Genomic DNA, 17,616 nt, shown 5'->3' with positions numbered 1-17,616 from the left:
GGGGCGGGCGTCAGGCGAAGACGACCGTGCGCGTGCCGTTGAGCAGGACGCGGTGCTCGCTGTGCCACTTCACCGCGCGGGCCAGCGCCTGGCACTCCACGTCACGGCCGATGGCGACCAGCTGGTCGGGCGTGACCTCGTGGCCGACGCGCTCGACCTCCTGCTCGATGATCGGGCCCTCGTCGAGGTCGGCCGTCACGTAGTGCGCCGTGGCGCCGATCAGCTTCACACCGCGCGCGTGGGCCTGGTGGTACGGCTTGGCACCCTTGAAGCTCGGGAGGAAGGAGTGGTGGATGTTGATGATCCGGCCGCTCAGTTCCTTGCACAGGGTGTCCGAGAGCACCTGCATGTAGCGGGCGAGGACGACGAGCTCGACGTCCCGCTCGCGCACCAGCTCCAGCAGCTGCCGCTCGGCCGCCGCCTTCGTGTCCTTGGTGACCGGAATGTGCACGAAGGGGATGTCGTACGAGCCGACCAGCTCGGAGAAGTCGGTGTGGTTCGAGACGACCGCCGCGATCTCCACGGGCAGCGCGCCGATCCGCGAGCGGAACAGCAGGTCGTTGAGGCAGTGTCCGAACTTCGAGACCATCAGCACGATCCGCATGCGCTCGTCGGAGCGGTGGATCTGCCAGTCCATCCTGAAGGAGTCGCCGATGGCGGCGAAGCTGGCGCGCAGCTTGTCCACGGTCACCGGGTCGTCCGCCGAGAAGTGGACGCGCATGAAGAAGAGCCCGGTGTCGTGGTCACCGAACTGCCTGCTGTCCTCGATGTTGCATCCGGTCATGAACAGGTAGCTGGACACCGCGTGCACGATGCCCTGCTTGTCCGGGCAAGAGAGGGTCAGGACGTACTGCTGCGGCTGGGGCCGCGGGTGGTCGCTCATGACCGCACAGCCTTTCACACCGCGCGGGTCACACCGCGCCGGTGAGGATCCGCAGGACGTCCACGGAGCGGGGGGCCTCGTCCGGGTCGTCGCCGTCCGCCGTCGCCATCCGTACGTGCGCCTCGCGGGCCGCGCGGACCGCCTCGGGCCAGGCGTGGTGTTCCAGGTACGCGGAGACGGGGGCGTCGGGTCCGACCTGGTGCAGGATGCGCAGCACCCGCAGCACGGCGACGTCGACGGTGGCGGCCTCCTGCGAGTCGCGGAAGATCGTGCCGACGTACTTCTCGGCGGACCAGCTGTCGAGCCAGGTGTCCTCGACGAGGCGGTACACGGCGTCGGTGACGTCGCCGTAGCCCTCCGCGCCGGTCAGCCAGACCTCTTCCTGGAACACCGGGTCGGAGAGCATGTGCAGCGCCGAGCGCACGTTCGCGCGCCAGCGCCACCACGGCATGTCGTTCAGGGGCATGCCGCCCATGGTGGTGGAGCGGCCGCCGCGGCGGGAAGAGTTCTTCGAACCTTGGGCGAATGTCACGCTTTCGATCGTACGTTCCCGATGGGAACGATCTTCAGGCACCCGCGCGCCGGGGCCCCCGCAATTCACCTGCACGTCACCGAATGTTGTGTACACCTCACTCTTCAGTTCCCCGGCGGGCGGAAGGGTCGGTGGACATGACCCATCGGCGACGCACAACTGCCTTCTCCCGCACCCTCCTTGCCACGGCACTGGGCGTCTGCCTCACCGCCGGGTGTGGGGTGTTCACCGGCGGCCCGGGGGCCTCCGGCGACACCCTCACGGTCATGACCTTCGCCCCCATCGACACGAAGGCCACCAACATGCCCGGAATGCCCGGCATGGCCAAGGCCTACGAGCGCTGGGTGAACGCCAACGGCGGCGTCGGCGGCCGCAAGCTCCGCGTCCTGACCTGCAACGAGAAGAACACCCCGACGGGCGCCGCGGACTGCGCGCGCAAGGCGATCGCCGAGAAGGCCGTCGCCGTCGTCGGCTCCTACAGCCAGCACGGACGTGCCTTCATGGCCCCGCTGGAGGCCGAGGGCATCCCCTTCATCGGCGGCTACGGGGTCTCCGCGGAGGAGTTCCAGAGCACGCTGTCCTACCCCGTCAACGGCGGCCAGCCCGCCCTCCTCGCGGGCTCCGGCCACCAGCTGGGCCGGGTCTGCGGCCAGGTCACCCTGGTCCGCCCCGACACCCTCGCCGGGGACTCCATGCCGGTGCTGCTGAACGCCGGCCTGAAGGCCAACAGGATCCCGGAGGCCAACGACGTACGGGCCGCCGAGGACGCCGCCGACCTCATGCCCCAGGCCCGCGAGGCCCTCGCCGGCCCGGCCGCGCCCGTCGCCGCCGCCGCCCCGAAGGAAACCCCGAAGGACCCCGCCAAGGATCCCGCCGCGAAGGACCCGTCCCCGGCGGCCAAGGACACGACGGCGCCCAAGGACGCGGCGAAGGACACCGCCAAGGACGCGCCGAAGGACGGCAGGAGCTGCGTGACGGCCGTGCTCGGCTCGCGCACCGAGACCTTCTTCGACGCGTTCCGCCGCACGAGCGAGAGCATGCGCCGCAACCCGCAGATCTCCTCCGTCCTGGGCAGCGTCAGCCAGTCCCTGGTCGACCGCACCGGCGGCAAGGAGAGCCCCTTCGAGGGCGCCTACGTCACCAGCTGGTACCCGGTGGCCGGCGACCCGCTGTGGGAGCCGATGCGCAAGGTCATCTCCGAGCAGGCCTTCGGCGACGACACCGTCGACGCCGACGACAGCGGCGCGCAGACCACCTGGATCGCGTACAGCGTGCTGAACGAGGTCGTGCGGCACTTCGGGAAGGACGAGGACGTCACCGCCCGCAAGCTCGCGCGGGAACTGAACCGGTCCGAGGGCGTCAAGACCGGCGGCCTCACCCCCGACCTGAGCTGGCGCTACCAGGACATGCGGGCCGTGGCCGGCTTCCCGCGCCTGGTCAACGGCCGGGTCACCTTCCAGGTCGTCCAGGCCGGCCGGCTCGTGGCCCAGCCCGGCGAGCAGCCCCAGGACATGATCTCGACCCTGGAGCAGGCCCCCCGCTCGACGTGACCGACGGGAGGCCGGGCCGACGGGAGGCCGGGCCGCCGGGAGGCCGGGCCGCCGGGAGGCCGGGCCGACGGGAGGCCGGGCCGACGGGAGGCCGGGCCGACGGGAGGCCGGGCCGACGGGAGGCCGGGCCGCCCGTCAGGCCTCGTAGCAGTCCTCGCGGGGCCGCTGGTGGCCCCCGGGGCCCTGCTCGAAGCCGAAGATCCGCCCGAACGCGGAGCGCATGCTCACAGCTGCGAGGTGTCCCGTCTGGTCAGGCCGTACTTGGCCGCGATCGTGTTCCACATCTTCGCCGCCTGCTCCTTCGCCTTGGTCGCCTCGCCGCTCGACCGGTTGCCGTCCGCCGCGTTGTCGGTCGGCTTGGCCTTGCCGTCCTTGCAGCCGCCCTTGTCGTCCACGTCCTCCGCCCAGGCCGCGTAGCTGTTGTCGGCGGCGGCCGAGGACCGCCAGGCCTTCGTCAGCGCCGCCGACAGCTTCACGTGGTCCGGGAGCTTGTCGACCTTGAGCTCCTGGAGCCGGGTCACCAGCTCCTGGCGCTGTCGGGCGGCGTCGCGCAGGTCCTGCGCCGCCTGGTCGAGGTTGTCGCACCCCTTGATGTCGTCCACGGCCTTGATCACCGACGCCCGGCTGTCGTTGCTGTCCGCGAGCAGCTTGTCGAGCTGGACGGCCTGCGGACGGGCCGGATCCGACGCCGCCGGGGCGTCGGCCGCGCCGGCCGCCGAACCGGACGAGGTCGAGGCGACCGGCGCCACCGCCCCCGGGTCGGTGTTCTGCGCCTTGCCGTCGCTGAGCAGGGCGCCCACCCCGAGCCCGGCCACGGCCAGCCCGAACACCCCGGCCGCGATGACGGCGGGCGGGATCCGGCGCGCGGGCGCGGGGCCCGGCGGGGGCTCGGCGGGCGCGTACCGCTGCGGGTGCGGCGGCTGCTGCGGGGGCTGGGACCGGCGGTTCGGCTGCGCGCGGCGCTGCGGGGGCGCCGGGGGCGGCGTCCGGCGCGGCGGGGCCGCCTCGTGGACGGGCGTGGGGTGCGGGGTGTGCCCGGCGCCGGTGTCGCCGGCGGAGTCCCGGAACAGCGCGTCGAACCCGTCCCCGACCGCGGGACCGCCGGACGCGGGCGGAACGGGCGGGACGTACTGCGTGGCCGCCTCGTGCGGGGCGGCCTGCCCCGGGGCCGCGAACGGCTGCGCGGGGCCGACCGGCCCGGCCGGGATCGGGGGGATGAGCTGCGTCGCCGCCTCCCCCGCGCCTGCCGGGACCGGCGGGATGTACTGCGTCGCCGCGTCGTGCGGACCGGCGGCCGGAACCGGCGGGATGTACTGCGTCGCCGCGTCGTGCGGACCGGCGGCCGGGACCGGCGGAATGTACTGCGTCGCCGCGTGCGCGGGGGCCTCGTACGACGGCGGGCCACCGACCGGACCACCGCCCGGGACCGGGGGTATGAGCTGCGTCGCCGCGTCATGCGGACCCGCCCCCGGGACCGGCGGGATGTACTGCGTCGCCGCGTCGTGCGGGCCGGCGGCCGAAACCGGCGGGATGTACTGCGTCGCCGCGTGCGCGGGGGCCTCGTACGACGGCGGGCCACCGACCGGGACCGGGGACATGTACTGCGTCGCCGCGTCGTGGACGGACGGCTGGGGCGGCGCGGCGTTCGGGTCGGCGGGGACCGGCGGGACGTACGGCGCCGCCCCGTCCGGCAGCGGCGGGTAGCCGTAGCCGTGCGGGGCGCCGGGGCCCTCGTGGCCCGCCGGCGGGTAGCCGTACGCGGGCCCGTTCGGGTCCTGCTGGTCGTACTGCGGGTCGTACTGGGGCGGTGGGTACGCGTACCCGGGGGGCGGCGGCCCGTTCTGCTCGGCGCCGGGTTCCCCGACGCCGGGCCGATGGACGCCCCCTTGTCCGTACTCGGTCACCGAGACTCCCTCTCGCCTTCTCCGACGGCCGCCGCGAACCCGCGCGGCCGACGGGTCACGCTACCCGGTCGCCCCGTGGACACGTCAGACCGGCTGAACCTCCAGCCGCGCCCCGAACTCGCGCACCGACGCCTCCTCCCGGTACGGCTCCAGGCGCGTCCGGAAGTCGTCCAGGTACTCCGCGCCCCGGCGCGAGCGCAGCGTGCCCAGCAGTTCGGCGGCCTTCGTCGCCGTGTGGCAGGCCTGCTCGACCTCCCGCCGCTGCACCTGCGACGAGGCCAGCAACAGCAGCCCGATCGCGCGCCGGCGCGCCTTCGTCTCGGGCAGGCCGCGCAACGCCTCCTCGGCGCGCCGGCCCGCCGCCTCGGCCTGGCCGAGGTCCCGGTGGCAGTGCGCCAGCTCGTCCGCCAGGTAGGCCTGGTCGAAGTGCCGGATCCACACCGGGTCGTCGCCGGACTCCGGCTCCGCCCGCTCCAGCGCCGTCACCGCCCGCCCGGACAGCACCGCCGTGGCCCGGCCGTCGCCCAGCAGCGCGTGCCCGCGCGCCTCGGCGGCGTAGAACATCGCCTCGACCCGGGGGGTGACCTGTCCGCGCGTGCCCTCCTGGGCGGCCCGCGCCAGCTGCGCGATCTCGCGCGGGTTGCCCAGCTCGGCGGCGAGGTGGCTCATGGACGCGGCGAGGACGTAGCCCCCGTACGCCCGGTCCCCGGCGGCCTGGGCCAAGCGCAGGGCCTGGATGTAGTAGCGCTGGGCGAGCCCCGGCTGCCCGGTGTCGACCGCCATGTACCCGGCCAGTTCCGTCAGCCGGGCGACGGCCGCGAACAGCGCGCGCCCGACCGGCTCCCGGTAGGAGCCGCCGATCAGGCCGGAGACGACCGAGTTGAGGTAGTGCACCACCACGGGCCGTACGTGCCCGCTGCCGAAGCGGTGGTCGAGCTCGGTCAGGGCCTGCGTGGTGGCCCGTACGGCCTCCACGTCGGACATCCCCACGCGCGCCCCGCCGCTGCGGGCCACCTGCGGGTCGGCCCCGGTGATCAGCCAGTCCCGGCTGGGCTCGACGAGCGCGGAGGCGGCCACGCTCGACCCGGACAGGAAGTCGCGGCGTCCGACGTCGCTGCGCCACAGCTCGCAGACCTGCTCGATGGCGCCGAGGACGGTCGGGGAGAACTGGAGGCCGACGCCCGAGGCCAGGTTCTTGCCGTTGGCCATGCCGATCTCGTCGATGGTGACGGTGCGGCCCAGTTTGCGGCCGAGGGCCTCGGCGATGATCCCGGGCGCCCGGCCGCGCGGCTGTTGCCCGCGCAGCCAACGGGCCACGGAGGTCTTGTCGTAGCGGAGATCGAGGCCGTGCTCGGCCCCGCACATGTTGACGCGCCGGGCGAGCCCGGCGTTGGAGCACCCGGCTTCCTGGATGAGCGCCTGCAGCCGTTCGTTCGGCTGACGGGCGACGAGAGGCCTGGCTGCCATTGAAAACCCCCTGAAGCCACGGGAGAGCGATGGAATGATCACTTCCCGCCTGAAGTGCGGAGAATCTTCCTCTCTGCGACGTGTCGTTACCCAACGACCGCGCCCCGGCCTCCTACGCGCCCCCACGCGTGCACCGGTGCGCCCCGTATGCAGGATCGATGCAGCGCCCACCGGCTGGTTTACGCCCGTAACCGACGGTGCACGGTGGAGTTGTGAAGGGCGTGGAAGAGACCATCGGAGTCACGGAGACCGCGCCCATCCCCCAGCAGCGCGGCGAGCAGCTGCTGGACCATGCCGTGCGGTACGTGGAAGAACGGCACTGGGACGTCTTCGCCGGTACGTGGCTGGAGCCCGGCGACGGCCGGGAGTTGTGCTCGTGCGGGGCGGTGGACTGCCCCGCCCCGGGCGCGCACCCGGCGGTGAAGGACTGGGCTTCGCTGGCGTCGGGCAGTGCCGTGGGGGTGCGCCGGATCTGGGGCAAGCACCCGCAGGCCTCGATCCTGTTGCCGACGGGGCGGACCTTCGACGCGCTGGACGTCCCGGACTCGGCCGGGTTCCTGGCGCTGGCGCGGCTGGAGCGGATGCAGCGCACCCTGGGCCCGGTCATGCTGACCCCCGACCACCGGATGCTCTTCTTCGTCCTGCCGGGCGCCGGGGTGAAGATGGCCGACCTGGTGCGCAGGTCGGGGTGGTCGCCGTCGCAGATCGATCTGGCGGCGCGCGGTGAGGGCGAGTACGTGGCGGCCCCTCCGACCCGGTTCGGCGGCCGGGGCCCGGTGCAGTGGGCGCGCAAGCCCACGCCCGCGAACCGTTGGCTGCCGGACACGGAGGAGCTGATCGACGCCCTCGCGTACGCGTGCGGCAGCGAGGCGGCCGCGGCCCGGGGCCGCCGCAAGCCCTGACCTCGCCCGCGACCCCCTGACGGCCCCTTCCCCCGCGGGGTCCTTCCCCCGACGGCCCCTCCCGCGCGGACCGCGACGCCCCTGCCGGCTCTTCCCGACTCCCCTTCCCCGCCGCCCACCTGCGCCTTCATGACATTCGTAACTACTGCCCCCGCGCCCCGACTCCTATGGTGAGCAGAGCAGGACCACGGGGAACAGGACGAAAGGCAGGCGCATGCCGAACCAGGGTGATGCGACGGGCGGGGCGACGAACGGTACGGACGCGGCGGGTGGCGCGCGATCCGCGCCGGCCGCCGCCGTACGGGTGGAAGGCCTCTGGAAGCGGTTCGGCGAGCAGATCGCCGTCGGGGGGATCGACCTGGAGCTGCCCGCGGGCAGGTTCATCGGACTGGTGGGGCCGAACGGCGCCGGCAAGACGACGACCCTGTCGATGGTGACCGGTCTGCTGCGTCCGGACATGGGCCGGGTGCTCGTCGCCGGGCACGACGTGTGGGCCGATCCGGTCGAGGTGAAGCGGCGCATCGGCGTCCTGCCCGAGGGGCTGCGCATGTTCGAGCGGCTCTCCGGACGTGAACTCCTCGGCTACATGGGCCGCTTGCGGGGGCTGCCGGGCGAGGAGACCGACAAGCGCGCCACGCAGCTCCTGGACGTGCTGGACCTCGCGGGCTCCCAGCACAAGCTGGTCGTCGACTACTCCACGGGCATGCGCAAGAAGATCGGCTTGGCGGCCGCGCTGCTGCACAACCCCGAAGTCCTCTTCCTCGACGAGCCGTTCGAGGGCGTCGACCCGGTGTCGGCGCAGACCATCCGCGGAGTGCTGGAACGTTACACCGCCTCCGGTGCGACCGTCGTGTTCTCCTCCCACGTCATGGAGCTCGTCGAGTCGCTGTGCGACTGGGTCGCCGTCATGGCCGCCGGGCAGATCCGCGCCGCGGGCCCGCTGGCCGACGTACGCGGCTCCGCGCCCTCCCTCCAGGCCGCGTTCCTGGAACTCGTCGGCGCCCGCGACCGGGCCGACGGCGACTCCCTCGACTGGCTGGGCGGCGCCCGATGAGTGCCGACGCCACCGCCACCGCCCCCGCCGCCACGACCGCCGCCGCGCCGCAGGTGGCGCTCACGCCGCTGTTCGTCCGGCTGAAGCTGTCCCTGATGCGCAACGGGCTGAAGGGCTCCTCGAAGCGCAAGGCCGTCTGGATCACCAGCCTGGTCTTCTCGCTCGTCATCAGCGCCTTCGCCACCCTGGGCCTGGCGCTGCTGCACGGGCACGACCGGGCGGGCACCGTCGTCGTGCTCCTCGCCGCGATCCTGGCGCTCGGCTGGGCCGTGATGCCGCTGTTCTTCCCCTCCGGGGACGAGACGCTCGACCCGAGCCGGCTCGTGATGCTCCCGCTGCGTCCGCGTCCGCTCGTACGGGCCCTGCTGGCCTCCTCGCTGGTCGGCATCGGCCCGGTGTTCACGCTGTGCCTGGCCATCGGCTCGGTCGCGGCCGTCGCGCGGGGCGCGGCGGGCGTGGTGGCGGCCCTGGTGGGCGCCCCGCTGCTGCTGCTGGGCTGCGTGGCCCTGGCCCGGGCCACGGCGACGGCGAACGTACGGCTGCTGTCCAGCCGCAAGGGGCGCGACCTCGCCCTGCTCAGCGGCCTGGTGATCGCGGTCGGCGCACAGCTGGCCAACTTCGCGAGCCAGCGCCTGTTCGAGACGGGCGGCCTCGCGCAGCTGGAGCCGGCCGAGGCGGTGCTGCGGTGGGTGCCGCCGGCGACGGCCGTCGGGATGGTCGACTCGGCGAGCGAGGGCGCGTACGGGGTGGCACTGGCCCAGCTGGCGCTGACGCTGGCGGGCCTGGCCGGGCTGCTGTGGTTCTGGGAGCGGAGCCTGACGAGCCTGATGGTCAACCCGGACGGTTCGACGATCGCCTCGGCCGCGCCGCGCGAGCAGCGGGGCGCGGGCGGTTCGTGGGGCTGGCTGCCCGCCGGTCGCACGGGCGCGGTGATGCAGCGGACGCTGCGGTACCTGGTGCGTGACCCGAAGACGAAGTCGGCCACGGTGACGGCGCTGGCGATCGGCCTGATCATCCCCGTCTTCAACGCCCTCCAGGGCACCGGTTCGGTGTACCTGGCGTGCTTCGGGGCGGGCATGCTCGGCATGCAGATGTACAACCAGTTCGGTCAGGACACCTCGGCGTTCTGGATGGTCGCGCAGACCATCTCGACCCCGCGCGACGCCTACGAGGAACTGCGGGCCCGCGCGCTCGCGCTGGCCCTGGTCACCGTCCCGTACACGGTGCTGGTCACGGTGGTGACGGCCGCCCTGGTGGGCCGGTGGGGCAGCTTCCCGTCCGCGCTCGGGCTGGCGCTGGCGCTGCTCGGCTCGATGCTGTGCACGGGCGCTTTGGCCTCGGCGCGCTTCGCGTACTCGATCCCGACGGACGGCGCCTTCAAGAACGTCGCCCCCGGGCAGGGTGGTCTGGCGTGGGCGGGCATCGGCCTCGGCATGCTGTTCTCGACGCTGATCAGCGCGCCGGTGATCGCGCTGACGGTCTGGCTGAGCCTGGCGGACGGCCTCGACGGGCTGCGCTGGATCGTGCTGCCGGTGGGCATCGCCTGGGGAACCCTGGCCCCCTGGGCGGGACTGCGGCTGGCGGCGCCGACGGTGGCCCGCAAGCTCCCGGAGATCCTGTACGCGGTCAGCAAGGGCTGAGGCCACGCGCCCGGACGGCCACGGGGCCGGTCGCCGCTCCCCTCGGGGAGCGGCGACCGGCCCTCTTCGCGTTCCCGGGGTCAGGAGGCGGTCGGCACGGAGGCGGTGAAGGCGGCCGGGACGGAGACGATGTCGGTCCAGGCGCGCTTGCCGGGTCCGAACTCGTCGGCGCTCATGGCCCGCTTGCGGCCGGCGACGACCTCCCAGACGGTGTTGTCGCCCGGGGAGAGGAGCATCGTGCCGTCGGCCGGGGCCGCCTTGTCCCGCGCGGTGGTCAGCCAGGCGCCAGGGACGGCCTCCAGCGGCCGCTTGTCGTAGCCGAGGCCGGTGAAGTCCGCGTGGGTCAGCGGGACGGCCTTGCCCCCGGCGGTGACGAAGACGGTCGCGTCGGCGCCCGAGACGTCCTTGACGATGGTGCCGTCGGGGATCCGCTTGGCGACGGAGGCGCCGAGCCAGGAGCCGGGGACGCCCATGAGCGGGCGCCGGTCGTAGCCGTGGGCCGTCCACTCCTCGGCGGAGATGTGCAGGGCGGAGCCGCCCACCATCACGTACCGGGCCGGGTCCCGGTCGTTCTGGTTCATGACGACGGTGCCGTTGCCGGGGGCCTTGGCGACGGCCGCCCGGAGCCATGCGCCGGGCACGCCCATGAGCATGCGCTCGTTGTACCGGTCGGCCGTCCACTCCTCGGCGGAGATGTGCAGCGCGGCGCCGTCGACCATCACGTAGCGGGCGGGGTCCTTGCCCGTCTGGTCCATCACCACGAGGCCGGAGGCCATGTCGCGCTGCCGGGCCTCGTTCAGCCAGGCGGACGGGACGCCCATGTCGCGGCGCTGGTCGTACCCCGCGGCGGTCCAGTCCTCGGCGCCGATCCGCAGGGCCGCGCCGTCGATCACCACGTAGCGGTCGGCGCCGCCGGCCTGGTCGTGGACGACGGTGCCCGCCGGCGGGGCACTGGCCAGGGAGCGGAAGGCCGCGTCGTCGATCGTCACGATCCGGCTCAGGTCGTACTTGCCGGGCGTGACGTCGGAGGCGGCCACCGGGACGCCCGCGCCCTCGATCATCACCTTGACGGCGGGGCCGGCGGGCGACTTCACGAGGGTGCCGGCGGCCAGCGAGGCCGGGTTCGGGTAGGAGGGGGCGTTGCTGCCGGCGGGCGAGATGTAGCCGCTGATCCGCTGACTGCCCCACGGGACCTGGCCCACGCGCCAACTGGACGTGCGGTTGGTGGTGACCCGGCCCTGACCGCCGCCCTGGTTGCCGCCGGTGAAGGTGACGGTGGTGCCGTCGAAGCCGGTCACGAGGGCCACGTGGTCGTCGGAGTAGCCGCCGCCGTAGTTGAAGACGACGGCGTCGCCGACGTGCGGGGTGGAGGAGAGCGTGCCGTTCCTCTCCCCGTACGTGTAGAAGGACAGGGCCAGGTCGCTGAGGGTGCCCAGGTTCCTGACGCCGTTGCGGGCCCAGACCCAGCCGGCGAAGTCGGCGCACCAGGCGTGGGCGGTGCGGCCGTTCACGCAGCTGCTGTTCTGGTTGGGGCCGCCCACGTAACCGCCGTGGGCGCAGGCGCCGTTGCCCTCCTCGCCGCGCGCGGTGGCGGCTATGGCTCCGCCGAGGGAGTCCGCGGCGGCGGGAGCGGCGGTGACCATCGTGAGGGCGGTCGCGGCCACGGCCGAGGTCGAGGCGAGGCGGATGGCGATCGTCTTGAGGCGGGACATGGCGGGGCTCCATGAGTGAGGTGTGAAGGGAAGGACGCGGGGCCCCGGGGGCTACTCCCAGGCGGTGGTGAACGAGCCGGCCGCGGCGGCCTGGGCGGAACGGGTGCGCAGCATGAAAGTGCCCTCCGGGGAACGCTGACGGGTGGTCGCCCCGGCGCCGCGTCCCGCGGTGACGCCTCGTCCGGTGGCTCCGGTCGGGCCCCCGCCCTTCCGGTGGTCCCAGCCTCGCCGTGGCTCAAAGGGGTCGGAAGGGCTTTCGGGTGGACGGAAACGGCCCTGGCCCGATCCGGCCGCCGGCTCCGGGGACGGCCCGCGCGAGCTCCGCGAGGTACGGCGCGAGGAGGGGGACCCCGACGCCGGTGACGTGCCAGCCGCGCAGGGCCCGTACGTCCCGCACGGCGCGCCGGCAGAGGGCCTCCGTACGCCGCTCCGCCTCGTCCAGGGTGTCGGCGAGGACGTACACGCCCACCACGGGGTCGGGCAGCGCGTACGGGTGCGCCGACACGTGCTCGACCGGTCCGTCCTCGTCCGCCTCGGCGAGGGCGCGGATCGAACCCGCCACGTCCGGGGCGAGTCGGGCAGCACCGAAGGGGGCGCGGACGCCCACGTGAACGAGGTACATGCGCCCCACTGTGGGGGTCTGACCGCCCCGGTCGAAGCCGCCGGTGTGGACGGTTGGGGCCCTGGCCGGAAGCGGCCGGCCGCTGGTCCACCCGATCACCGCGTGCGATGATGCGCTCACCTTGATCAAAGGTCACACGGGGGGAACCGCTGTGCTAGCCACACTTGGCCTCGACGCGACCACCGAGGCCGTCTACCGAGCGATGCTCGCGTACCCGCGCGAGGGGGTCAAAGCCCTCGCCGCACACCTCGACACGCCCGAGGACGACGTCCGCCGCGCCCTCGACACCCTCAGCGAACTGTCCCTGATCCGGCCGTCCTACGAACAGGCCGGGGAGCTGCGCGCCGTCTCGCCCGAGGTCGGCATGGAGATCCTGATGGCCCGCCAGCAGACCGAACTGGCGGCACAGCAACTGCGCATCGAGGCCTCGCGCGCGGCGGCGGCGCAGCTCATCGCCGAGTTCGCCGACCTCACGCCGGCGACCACCAGCCCTGGGGTCGACCAGCTCGTCGGCCTGGACGAGATCCGCAACCGGATCACGGCCCTGGCGCGCGGCGCGCAGACGGAGCTGATGACCTTCGCGCCGGGCGGTGGCCAGCACCCGCAGACCCTGGAGGCGTCGAAGCCGACCGACGAGGCGTTGCTGGGGCGGGGGATCCGGATGCGCTCGCTGTTCCAGGACAGCGTGCGCAACAGCCGGCCGAACGTGGCGTACGCGACGTGGCTGACCGAGCTGGGCGGCGAGGTGCGGACCTCCCCGGACCTGCCGACCCGGATGATGATCTTCGACCGTTCCACGGCGGTGATCCCGGTGAGCACCGACGACAGCGCCGCCGGAGCGGTGATCCTCACGGGGAACGGCACGCTGACCGCGCTGTGCGCGCTCTTCGAGAACGTGTGGTCGGGCGCGCGCCCGCTGGGCGTGGCGCAGGACCGCGCCGAGGGAGCGCTCACGGCGCAGGAGGCCACCGTGATCCGGCTGTTGGCGCAGGGCCTGACGGACGAGGCCATCGCCAAGCGCCTGGCGGTGTCCCCGCGCACGGCCCGCCGACTGGCGGGCGGCCTGATGGAACGTCTGGGCGCCGTGAGCCGCTTCGAGTTCGGGGTCCGCGCGGTCCAGCACGGCTGGCTGCCGAACAACCCCTAGGTCGTCCGGTCAGCTCGCGCGGAAGGAGCGGCGGTAGGCCGTCGGGGAGACGCCGATCGAGTCCGACAGGTGCCGGCGCAGGGAGACGGCCGTACCGAAGCCCGCGTGGGCGGCGACCTCGTCGACCGGCAGTTCCGTGGTCTCCAGCAGCCGCCGGGCGTGGTCCACGCGCCGCTGGGCCAGCCACTGCCCCGGCGGCATGCCGACCTCCTCCCCGAACCGCCGGCAGAAGGTCCGCACGCTCATCCGGGCGTGCCGCGCCAACTCCGTCAGGGACAGCGGCCGGTGGAGCCGCTCCAGGGCCCAGGCGCGGGTCGCCGCCGTCGTGGCGGCCTCCGGCTCCGGCATCGGGCTCTCGATGTACTGGGCCTGCCCGCCGGCCCGCCACGGCGGGACCACGCACAGCTTCGCCACCCGGTTGGCGATCTCGCTGCCGTGGTCGCGGCGCAGCAGGTGCAGGCACAGGTCGACCCCGGCGGCGACACCGGCCGCCGTCAGCACCCGCCCGTCGTCGACGAACAACACCTTCGCGTCGACCTCCACGCCCGGGAAGGCCCGTTGGAAGTCGGCGGCGGCGTTCCAGTGGGTGGTGGCGCGGCGGCCGTCGAGGAGACCGGCGGCGGCGAGGACGTAGGAGGCGGTGCAGATCGACACGATGCGGGCGTGCGGCGGCAGCAGTTCCAGGGCCCGGGCCAGTTCGGCGGGCAGCCAGTCGCGCTCCTCGCCGGTGGCACAGGTGAACGGCGGGATGACGAGCGTGTCCGCCGTGGCCAGGGCCTCGCGGCCGTGGGAGACGCCGACGGTGAAGTCGGCGCTCGTGGTCACCGGGCCGCCGTCGAGGCTGCACGTGAGGATCTCGTAGAGCGGCTCCCCGGCCGGGCCGGCGGCCGTGCCGAAGATCTTCGCGGGGATGCTCATCTCGAAGGGGTAGACGCCTTCGAGGGCCAGTACGACGACGCGGTGCACGGCAGGATCCTACTGGCAAGATCTGTTCCGTTGTCGGCGTTCTTGCCGCTCGTCCCCTCTGCCCCGATGCGGAAATCTGATCCTCGTCCGGGCCGCGAGGGCCCGCTGAGCAGGGGAAACGAACCATGGGCAAGACGATGCGCGCGATCGGCCAGGACACCTTCGGCGGGCCCGAGGTCCTGAAGGTCGTCGAGACCGAACGGCCCGGGCCCGCCGTCGCCGAGGTCCTCGTACGGGTCCACGCGGCCGGGGTGAACCCGACGGACTCCTGGCACCGGGCCACCGGCGGGTTGGCCGGCGAGATCGTCCCGCTCGGCTGGGACCTGTCCGGGGTGGTCGAGGCGGTCGGGCTCGGCGTCACCACCCTCTCCCCCGGCGACGAGGTGTTCGGCATGCCCCGCCACCCCGTCCCGGCGGGCACCTACGCCGAGTACGTCACCTCCCCCGCCCGGCACCTGGTGCGCAAGCCGGCCGCGCTGAGCCACGTGGAGGCGGCGGCCCTGCCGCTGGCCGCGCTCACCGCCTGGCAGGCGCTGGTGGACACCGCCGACGTGCGGCCCGGACAGCGGGTCCTCGTCCACGCGGCGGCCGGCGGCGTCGGCCACCTCGCCGTGCAGATCGCCAAGGCGCGCGGGGCCCACGTCATCGGGACCGCCCGCGCCGCCAAGCACGACCTGCTGCGCGCGTGGGGCGCGGACGAGGTCGTCGACTACACGCGCACGGAGTTCGAAACGGCGACCGCGCCGGTCGACGTCGTCCTCGACACGGTCGGCGGCGAGTACGGCCCCCGCTCCCTGAAGGCCCTGCGCCCCGGCGGGTTCCTGGTCTCCCTCGCCTCCCCCGCCGAGGCGCACCTCGCCGAACGGGCCCGCCCGCTCGGCCTGCGGGCCGCGTTCATGGCCGTGGAGGCCGACCCGGCGGGGATGCGGGAGATCGCGGCGCTGGTCGAGGCCGGCCGGCTGCGGCCCGCGATCGACACGGTGCTGCCGCTGGAGCGGGTGGCCGAGGCGCACGAGCGCGCCGACACCCGCCGCACCACCGGCAAGATCGTCCTGTCGCTGACCGACTGAACCGGCCGGCCCGGGCCGGCTACGTGGTCCAGCGCTGGGAGGCCTCGCCGGCGCAGCTCGTGGTGTTCAGGCCGCCGGCCATCGGCAGGTCGAGGCAGCCGCCGCTGAAGTCGTTGCGCAGGCCGCCGTCCGAGGTCCACCGCCACACCATCGAGTTGCCCTGCTCGCAGTCCCCGACGAAGACGGCCTGGCCCAGGAAGTTGGCGTACAGGCAGCCGCCGGACTGTTGGTTCCTCAGCTTGAAGCCGCCGTCGGAGCGGGGTTGCGCGGTCCAGCGCGCGCTGCCGTCCGCGCAGGAGCCGGAGTCCGAGGAGCCGTAGACCTGGGTGACGCACTCCCCGTTGTCGCCGTTGCGGAAGGTGTGCGTGCCGGAGGTGGGGCGGGACGGCGGGGCGGGCGGTTTCGGCGGGGCGGCCGTGGGCGGCGCCGGGTCGTTGCCACCGGAGGGCGTGCCTCCCGGGTTGCCGGCGCCGGCCCCCGCGCCGCCTCCCGCGCCGTTCTGTCGGCCGGGGTCGGTTCCGGGGCCCTGTCCGGGGGCGGGACCGTTGCCCGTGCCACCGGCCGCCGGGCCCTGGGCGCCGCCGCCGGCGCCCGCGTTCCCCTCGGGGGCCGGGCTTCGGCCCTGTCCCTGCGCCTGCCCCTGCGGCTGTCCCGGGCCGTCGGAGGGCGACCCCGAGGGGCTGCCGGACGGGGAGGGGGTCCCGGAGCCCGCCGCCGGGGTCGGGGCGGCCCGGTCCGGCGCGCCCGCGGAGGGGCTCGCGGGCGCGCCGGCCCGGAGCGGTCCGGTGTGCGGGAGGTTCTGGACGACGAGCGTGGTGCCGCCCGCGACCACGACGACGGGGACGACGGCGAGCAGGATCCGGGTCCGGCGGTCGTGGCGGCGCCGCTCGGGGCGCCGCGCGTCCGCGACGGCCCCGGCCGCGGGCTTCTCCGTGGCCTCCGGCGCCCCGTCGGCGGGCGGCGCCGCGTCCGGGGCGCCCGCGCCGCCGCCGAGGGGCAGGGTGGGGACGTCGAGGTCCTGGACGGTCGCGACGAACGCGGCCCGTTCGGCCAGCCGCCCGGCGAGGGCCTCCGGCCAGGCCGGGGCACCGGCCGGGGTCTCGGCCGGGGTCTCGGCCGGGGTCTCGGCCGGGGCATCGGGGGAGGCGCCGGAGGGGGCATCGGAGGGGCCTCGGCGGGCCGCGCGTTCGAGGAGTCCGGCGGCGGTGGGCCGGTCCGCGGGCTCCTTGGCGAGGCAGTCCGCGACGACCCCGGCCAGCTCCGGGTCCACCTCCCGCAGCGGCTCCAGGTCGGGTTCCTCGTGCACGATCCGGTACAGCACCCCGTGCCCGGACTCCTCGCCGAACGGCGGCCGGCCGCAGGCCGCGTACGCGAGGACGGAACCCAGGGCGAACACGTCCGTCGCGCCGCTCAGCGGGCGGCCCGAGGCCTGTTCGGGAGCCATGTAGGCGGGCGTGCCCACGACCATGCCGGTCCGGGTCAGTTGGCTCTGTTCGGCGGCGCGGGCCACGCCGAAGTCGATGAGGGTGACGCCGTCGGGGGTGAGCATGACGTTGGACGGCTTCAGGTCGCGGTGCACCATGTCGAGCGCGTGGACGGCCGCGAGGCCCGCCGCGGCCTCGCGGAGCAGCGACCACAGGGCGGGCGCGGGCAGGGGGCCCGCGTTCAGCTCGACCGCCTGCCGGAGCGTGAGCCCGGGGACGTACGCGGTGGCGAACCACGGCGGGCGCGCGGTGCGGTCGCCGGCGAGCAGCGGCGCGGTGGCCTGCGCGGGCAGCCGCGCGAGGTTGTCCAGTTCGTGCCCGAAGCGGCGCAGGAAGTCCTCGTCCTCACCGACGACGGAGGCCAGCAGCTGTTTCACCGCCACGTACCGGCCCTCGTGCACCCCGAGGTACACCCGCCCCATACCGCCGGATCCGAGCCTGCCCGCCAGCGGGATCGGCCCTATTCGGCGCGGATCGTCCGCCTCCAGCGGCTCGGCTCCGCTCCCCCTCAGTTCCCACACGTCAGCCTCGGCCTCGTCAGCGTCGCGGTCGGTCCCCGGTCGCTGCAAGGTACCCGATGGCCGCGGATCGGCAACGCCCGGATGGGCGGGCGGAATTGGCGACCCGTCACCGGTGGCGGGTTTTCGCCGGTGACGGGTCGCAGGTGCGGCGGATGCGCGGCG

Annotated in this window: 14 protein-coding genes; 6 read left to right on the top strand and 8 right to left on the bottom strand. The window is 74.4% G+C overall.

What is annotated here, in order from left to right; genetic code table 11:
* Window positions 1–10: 10 nt before the first annotated feature.
* Both purU and ACZ6ZI_RS24815 read right to left on the bottom strand, forming a co-directional pair.
* Entirely contained in the window at window positions 11–883 is an 873-nt protein-coding gene (gene purU / locus ACZ6ZI_RS24820) for a formyltetrahydrofolate deformylase (protein WP_363055429.1), read from the bottom strand.
* Window positions 884–911: 28 nt separating this feature from the next.
* Entirely contained in the window at window positions 912–1,358 is a 447-nt protein-coding gene (locus ACZ6ZI_RS24815; protein WP_469524463.1) for an SCO4402 family protein, read from the bottom strand.
* A 194-nt stretch (window positions 1,359–1,552) separates the two neighbouring features.
* On the opposite strand from ACZ6ZI_RS24815, the gene ACZ6ZI_RS24810 reads away from it, so the two are divergent.
* Complete coding sequence (locus tag ACZ6ZI_RS24810) at window positions 1,553–2,965, top strand: ABC transporter substrate-binding protein (protein ID WP_469524274.1); 1,413 nt, start codon at window positions 1,553–1,555, stop codon at window positions 2,963–2,965.
* A 224-nt stretch (window positions 2,966–3,189) separates the two neighbouring features.
* Here ACZ6ZI_RS24810 and ACZ6ZI_RS24805 read toward each other — a convergent pair whose 3' ends face one another.
* Both ACZ6ZI_RS24805 and ACZ6ZI_RS24800 read right to left on the bottom strand, forming a co-directional pair.
* A complete protein-coding gene (locus ACZ6ZI_RS24805; RefSeq protein ID WP_469524273.1) occupies window positions 3,190–4,869 on the bottom strand; it encodes a hypothetical protein in 1,680 nt (559 codons plus the stop codon).
* 84 nt (window positions 4,870–4,953) lie between these two features.
* Complete coding sequence (locus ACZ6ZI_RS24800) at window positions 4,954–6,336, bottom strand: transcriptional regulator (protein WP_363055433.1); 1,383 nt, start codon at window positions 6,334–6,336, stop codon at window positions 4,954–4,956.
* A 221-nt stretch (window positions 6,337–6,557) separates the two neighbouring features.
* Between ACZ6ZI_RS24800 and ACZ6ZI_RS24795 the strand changes: the two genes are divergently transcribed.
* The 3 genes from ACZ6ZI_RS24795 (at window position 6,558) to ACZ6ZI_RS24785 (ending at window position 9,932) form a co-directional block, all read left to right on the top strand.
* On the top strand, window positions 6,558–7,238 hold the full coding sequence (locus ACZ6ZI_RS24795) for a bifunctional DNA primase/polymerase (RefSeq protein ID WP_469524270.1): 681 nt from the start codon (window positions 6,558–6,560) through the stop codon (window positions 7,236–7,238).
* Between the two features lie 214 nt (window positions 7,239–7,452).
* Window positions 7,453–8,292: an ABC transporter ATP-binding protein gene (locus tag ACZ6ZI_RS24790; RefSeq protein ID WP_469524267.1), complete on the top strand. Its 840-nt coding sequence runs from the start codon at window positions 7,453–7,455 to the stop codon at window positions 8,290–8,292.
* On the top strand, window positions 8,289–9,932 hold the full coding sequence (locus tag ACZ6ZI_RS24785) for a transporter (protein ID WP_469524265.1): 1,644 nt from the start codon (window positions 8,289–8,291) through the stop codon (window positions 9,930–9,932). The genes ACZ6ZI_RS24790 and ACZ6ZI_RS24785 overlap by 4 nt, the downstream gene beginning before the upstream one ends.
* A gap of 80 nt (window positions 9,933–10,012) precedes the next feature.
* Here the strand turns inward: ACZ6ZI_RS24785 and ACZ6ZI_RS24780 are convergent, their stop codons facing one another.
* On the bottom strand, window positions 10,013–11,644 hold the full coding sequence (locus tag ACZ6ZI_RS24780; protein ID WP_469524263.1) for a CHAP domain-containing protein: 1,632 nt from the start codon (window positions 11,642–11,644) through the stop codon (window positions 10,013–10,015).
* Between the two features lie 235 nt (window positions 11,645–11,879).
* A complete protein-coding gene (locus ACZ6ZI_RS24775; protein ID WP_469524261.1) occupies window positions 11,880–12,266 on the bottom strand; it encodes a hypothetical protein in 387 nt (128 codons plus the stop codon).
* A 151-nt stretch (window positions 12,267–12,417) separates the two neighbouring features.
* On the opposite strand from ACZ6ZI_RS24775, the gene ACZ6ZI_RS24770 reads away from it, so the two are divergent.
* Entirely contained in the window at window positions 12,418–13,413 is a 996-nt protein-coding gene (locus tag ACZ6ZI_RS24770) for a helix-turn-helix transcriptional regulator (protein WP_469524259.1), read from the top strand.
* A gap of 9 nt (window positions 13,414–13,422) precedes the next feature.
* Here the strand turns inward: ACZ6ZI_RS24770 and ACZ6ZI_RS24765 are convergent, their stop codons facing one another.
* The gene (locus ACZ6ZI_RS24765; protein ID WP_469524257.1) at window positions 13,423–14,379 is read right to left on the bottom strand and encodes a GlxA family transcriptional regulator; all 957 of its coding nucleotides are present in this window, start codon (window positions 14,377–14,379) and stop codon (window positions 13,423–13,425) included.
* Window positions 14,380–14,504: 125 nt separating this feature from the next.
* On the opposite strand from ACZ6ZI_RS24765, the gene ACZ6ZI_RS24760 reads away from it, so the two are divergent.
* Window positions 14,505–15,449, top strand: a complete 945-nt coding sequence (locus ACZ6ZI_RS24760; protein WP_469524254.1) for an NADP-dependent oxidoreductase — start codon at window positions 14,505–14,507, stop codon at window positions 15,447–15,449.
* Window positions 15,450–15,468: 19 nt separating this feature from the next.
* On the opposite strand, the gene ACZ6ZI_RS24755 is transcribed toward ACZ6ZI_RS24760, so the two are convergent.
* Window positions 15,469–17,454, bottom strand: coding sequence for a protein kinase domain-containing protein (locus ACZ6ZI_RS24755; protein ID WP_469524253.1), 1,986 nt, complete (start codon window positions 17,452–17,454; stop codon window positions 15,469–15,471).
* Window positions 17,455–17,616 lie beyond the last annotated feature (162 nt).

This window comes from Streptomyces sp. NPDC103540 (genome assembly GCF_055584445.1).
The sequence above is the reverse complement of the archived record's forward strand: the minus strand, read 5'-3'. Positions and strand labels throughout refer to the sequence as shown.

Bases quoted from the DNA above. Each gene is read 5' to 3' on its own strand.
- ACZ6ZI_RS24815 (WP_469524463.1), bottom strand. From the start codon at position 1,358: ATGGGCGGCATGCCCCTGAACGACATGCCGTGGTGGCGCTGGCGCGCG.
- ACZ6ZI_RS24785 (WP_469524265.1), top strand. From the start codon at position 8,289: ATGAGTGCCGACGCCACCGCCACCGCCCCCGCCGCCACGACCGCCGCC.
- ACZ6ZI_RS24760 (WP_469524254.1), top strand. From the start codon at position 14,505: ATGGGCAAGACGATGCGCGCGATCGGCCAGGACACCTTCGGCGGGCCC.
- ACZ6ZI_RS24775 (WP_469524261.1), bottom strand. From the start codon at position 12,266: ATGTACCTCGTTCACGTGGGCGTCCGCGCCCCCTTCGGTGCTGCCCGA.
- purU (WP_363055429.1), bottom strand. From the start codon at position 883: ATGAGCGACCACCCGCGGCCCCAGCCGCAGCAGTACGTCCTGACCCTC.
- ACZ6ZI_RS24780 (WP_469524263.1), bottom strand. From the start codon at position 11,644: ATGTCCCGCCTCAAGACGATCGCCATCCGCCTCGCCTCGACCTCGGCC.
- ACZ6ZI_RS24810 (WP_469524274.1), top strand. From the start codon at position 1,553: ATGACCCATCGGCGACGCACAACTGCCTTCTCCCGCACCCTCCTTGCC.
- ACZ6ZI_RS24790 (WP_469524267.1), top strand. From the start codon at position 7,453: ATGCCGAACCAGGGTGATGCGACGGGCGGGGCGACGAACGGTACGGAC.
- ACZ6ZI_RS24800 (WP_363055433.1), bottom strand. From the start codon at position 6,336: ATGGCAGCCAGGCCTCTCGTCGCCCGTCAGCCGAACGAACGGCTGCAG.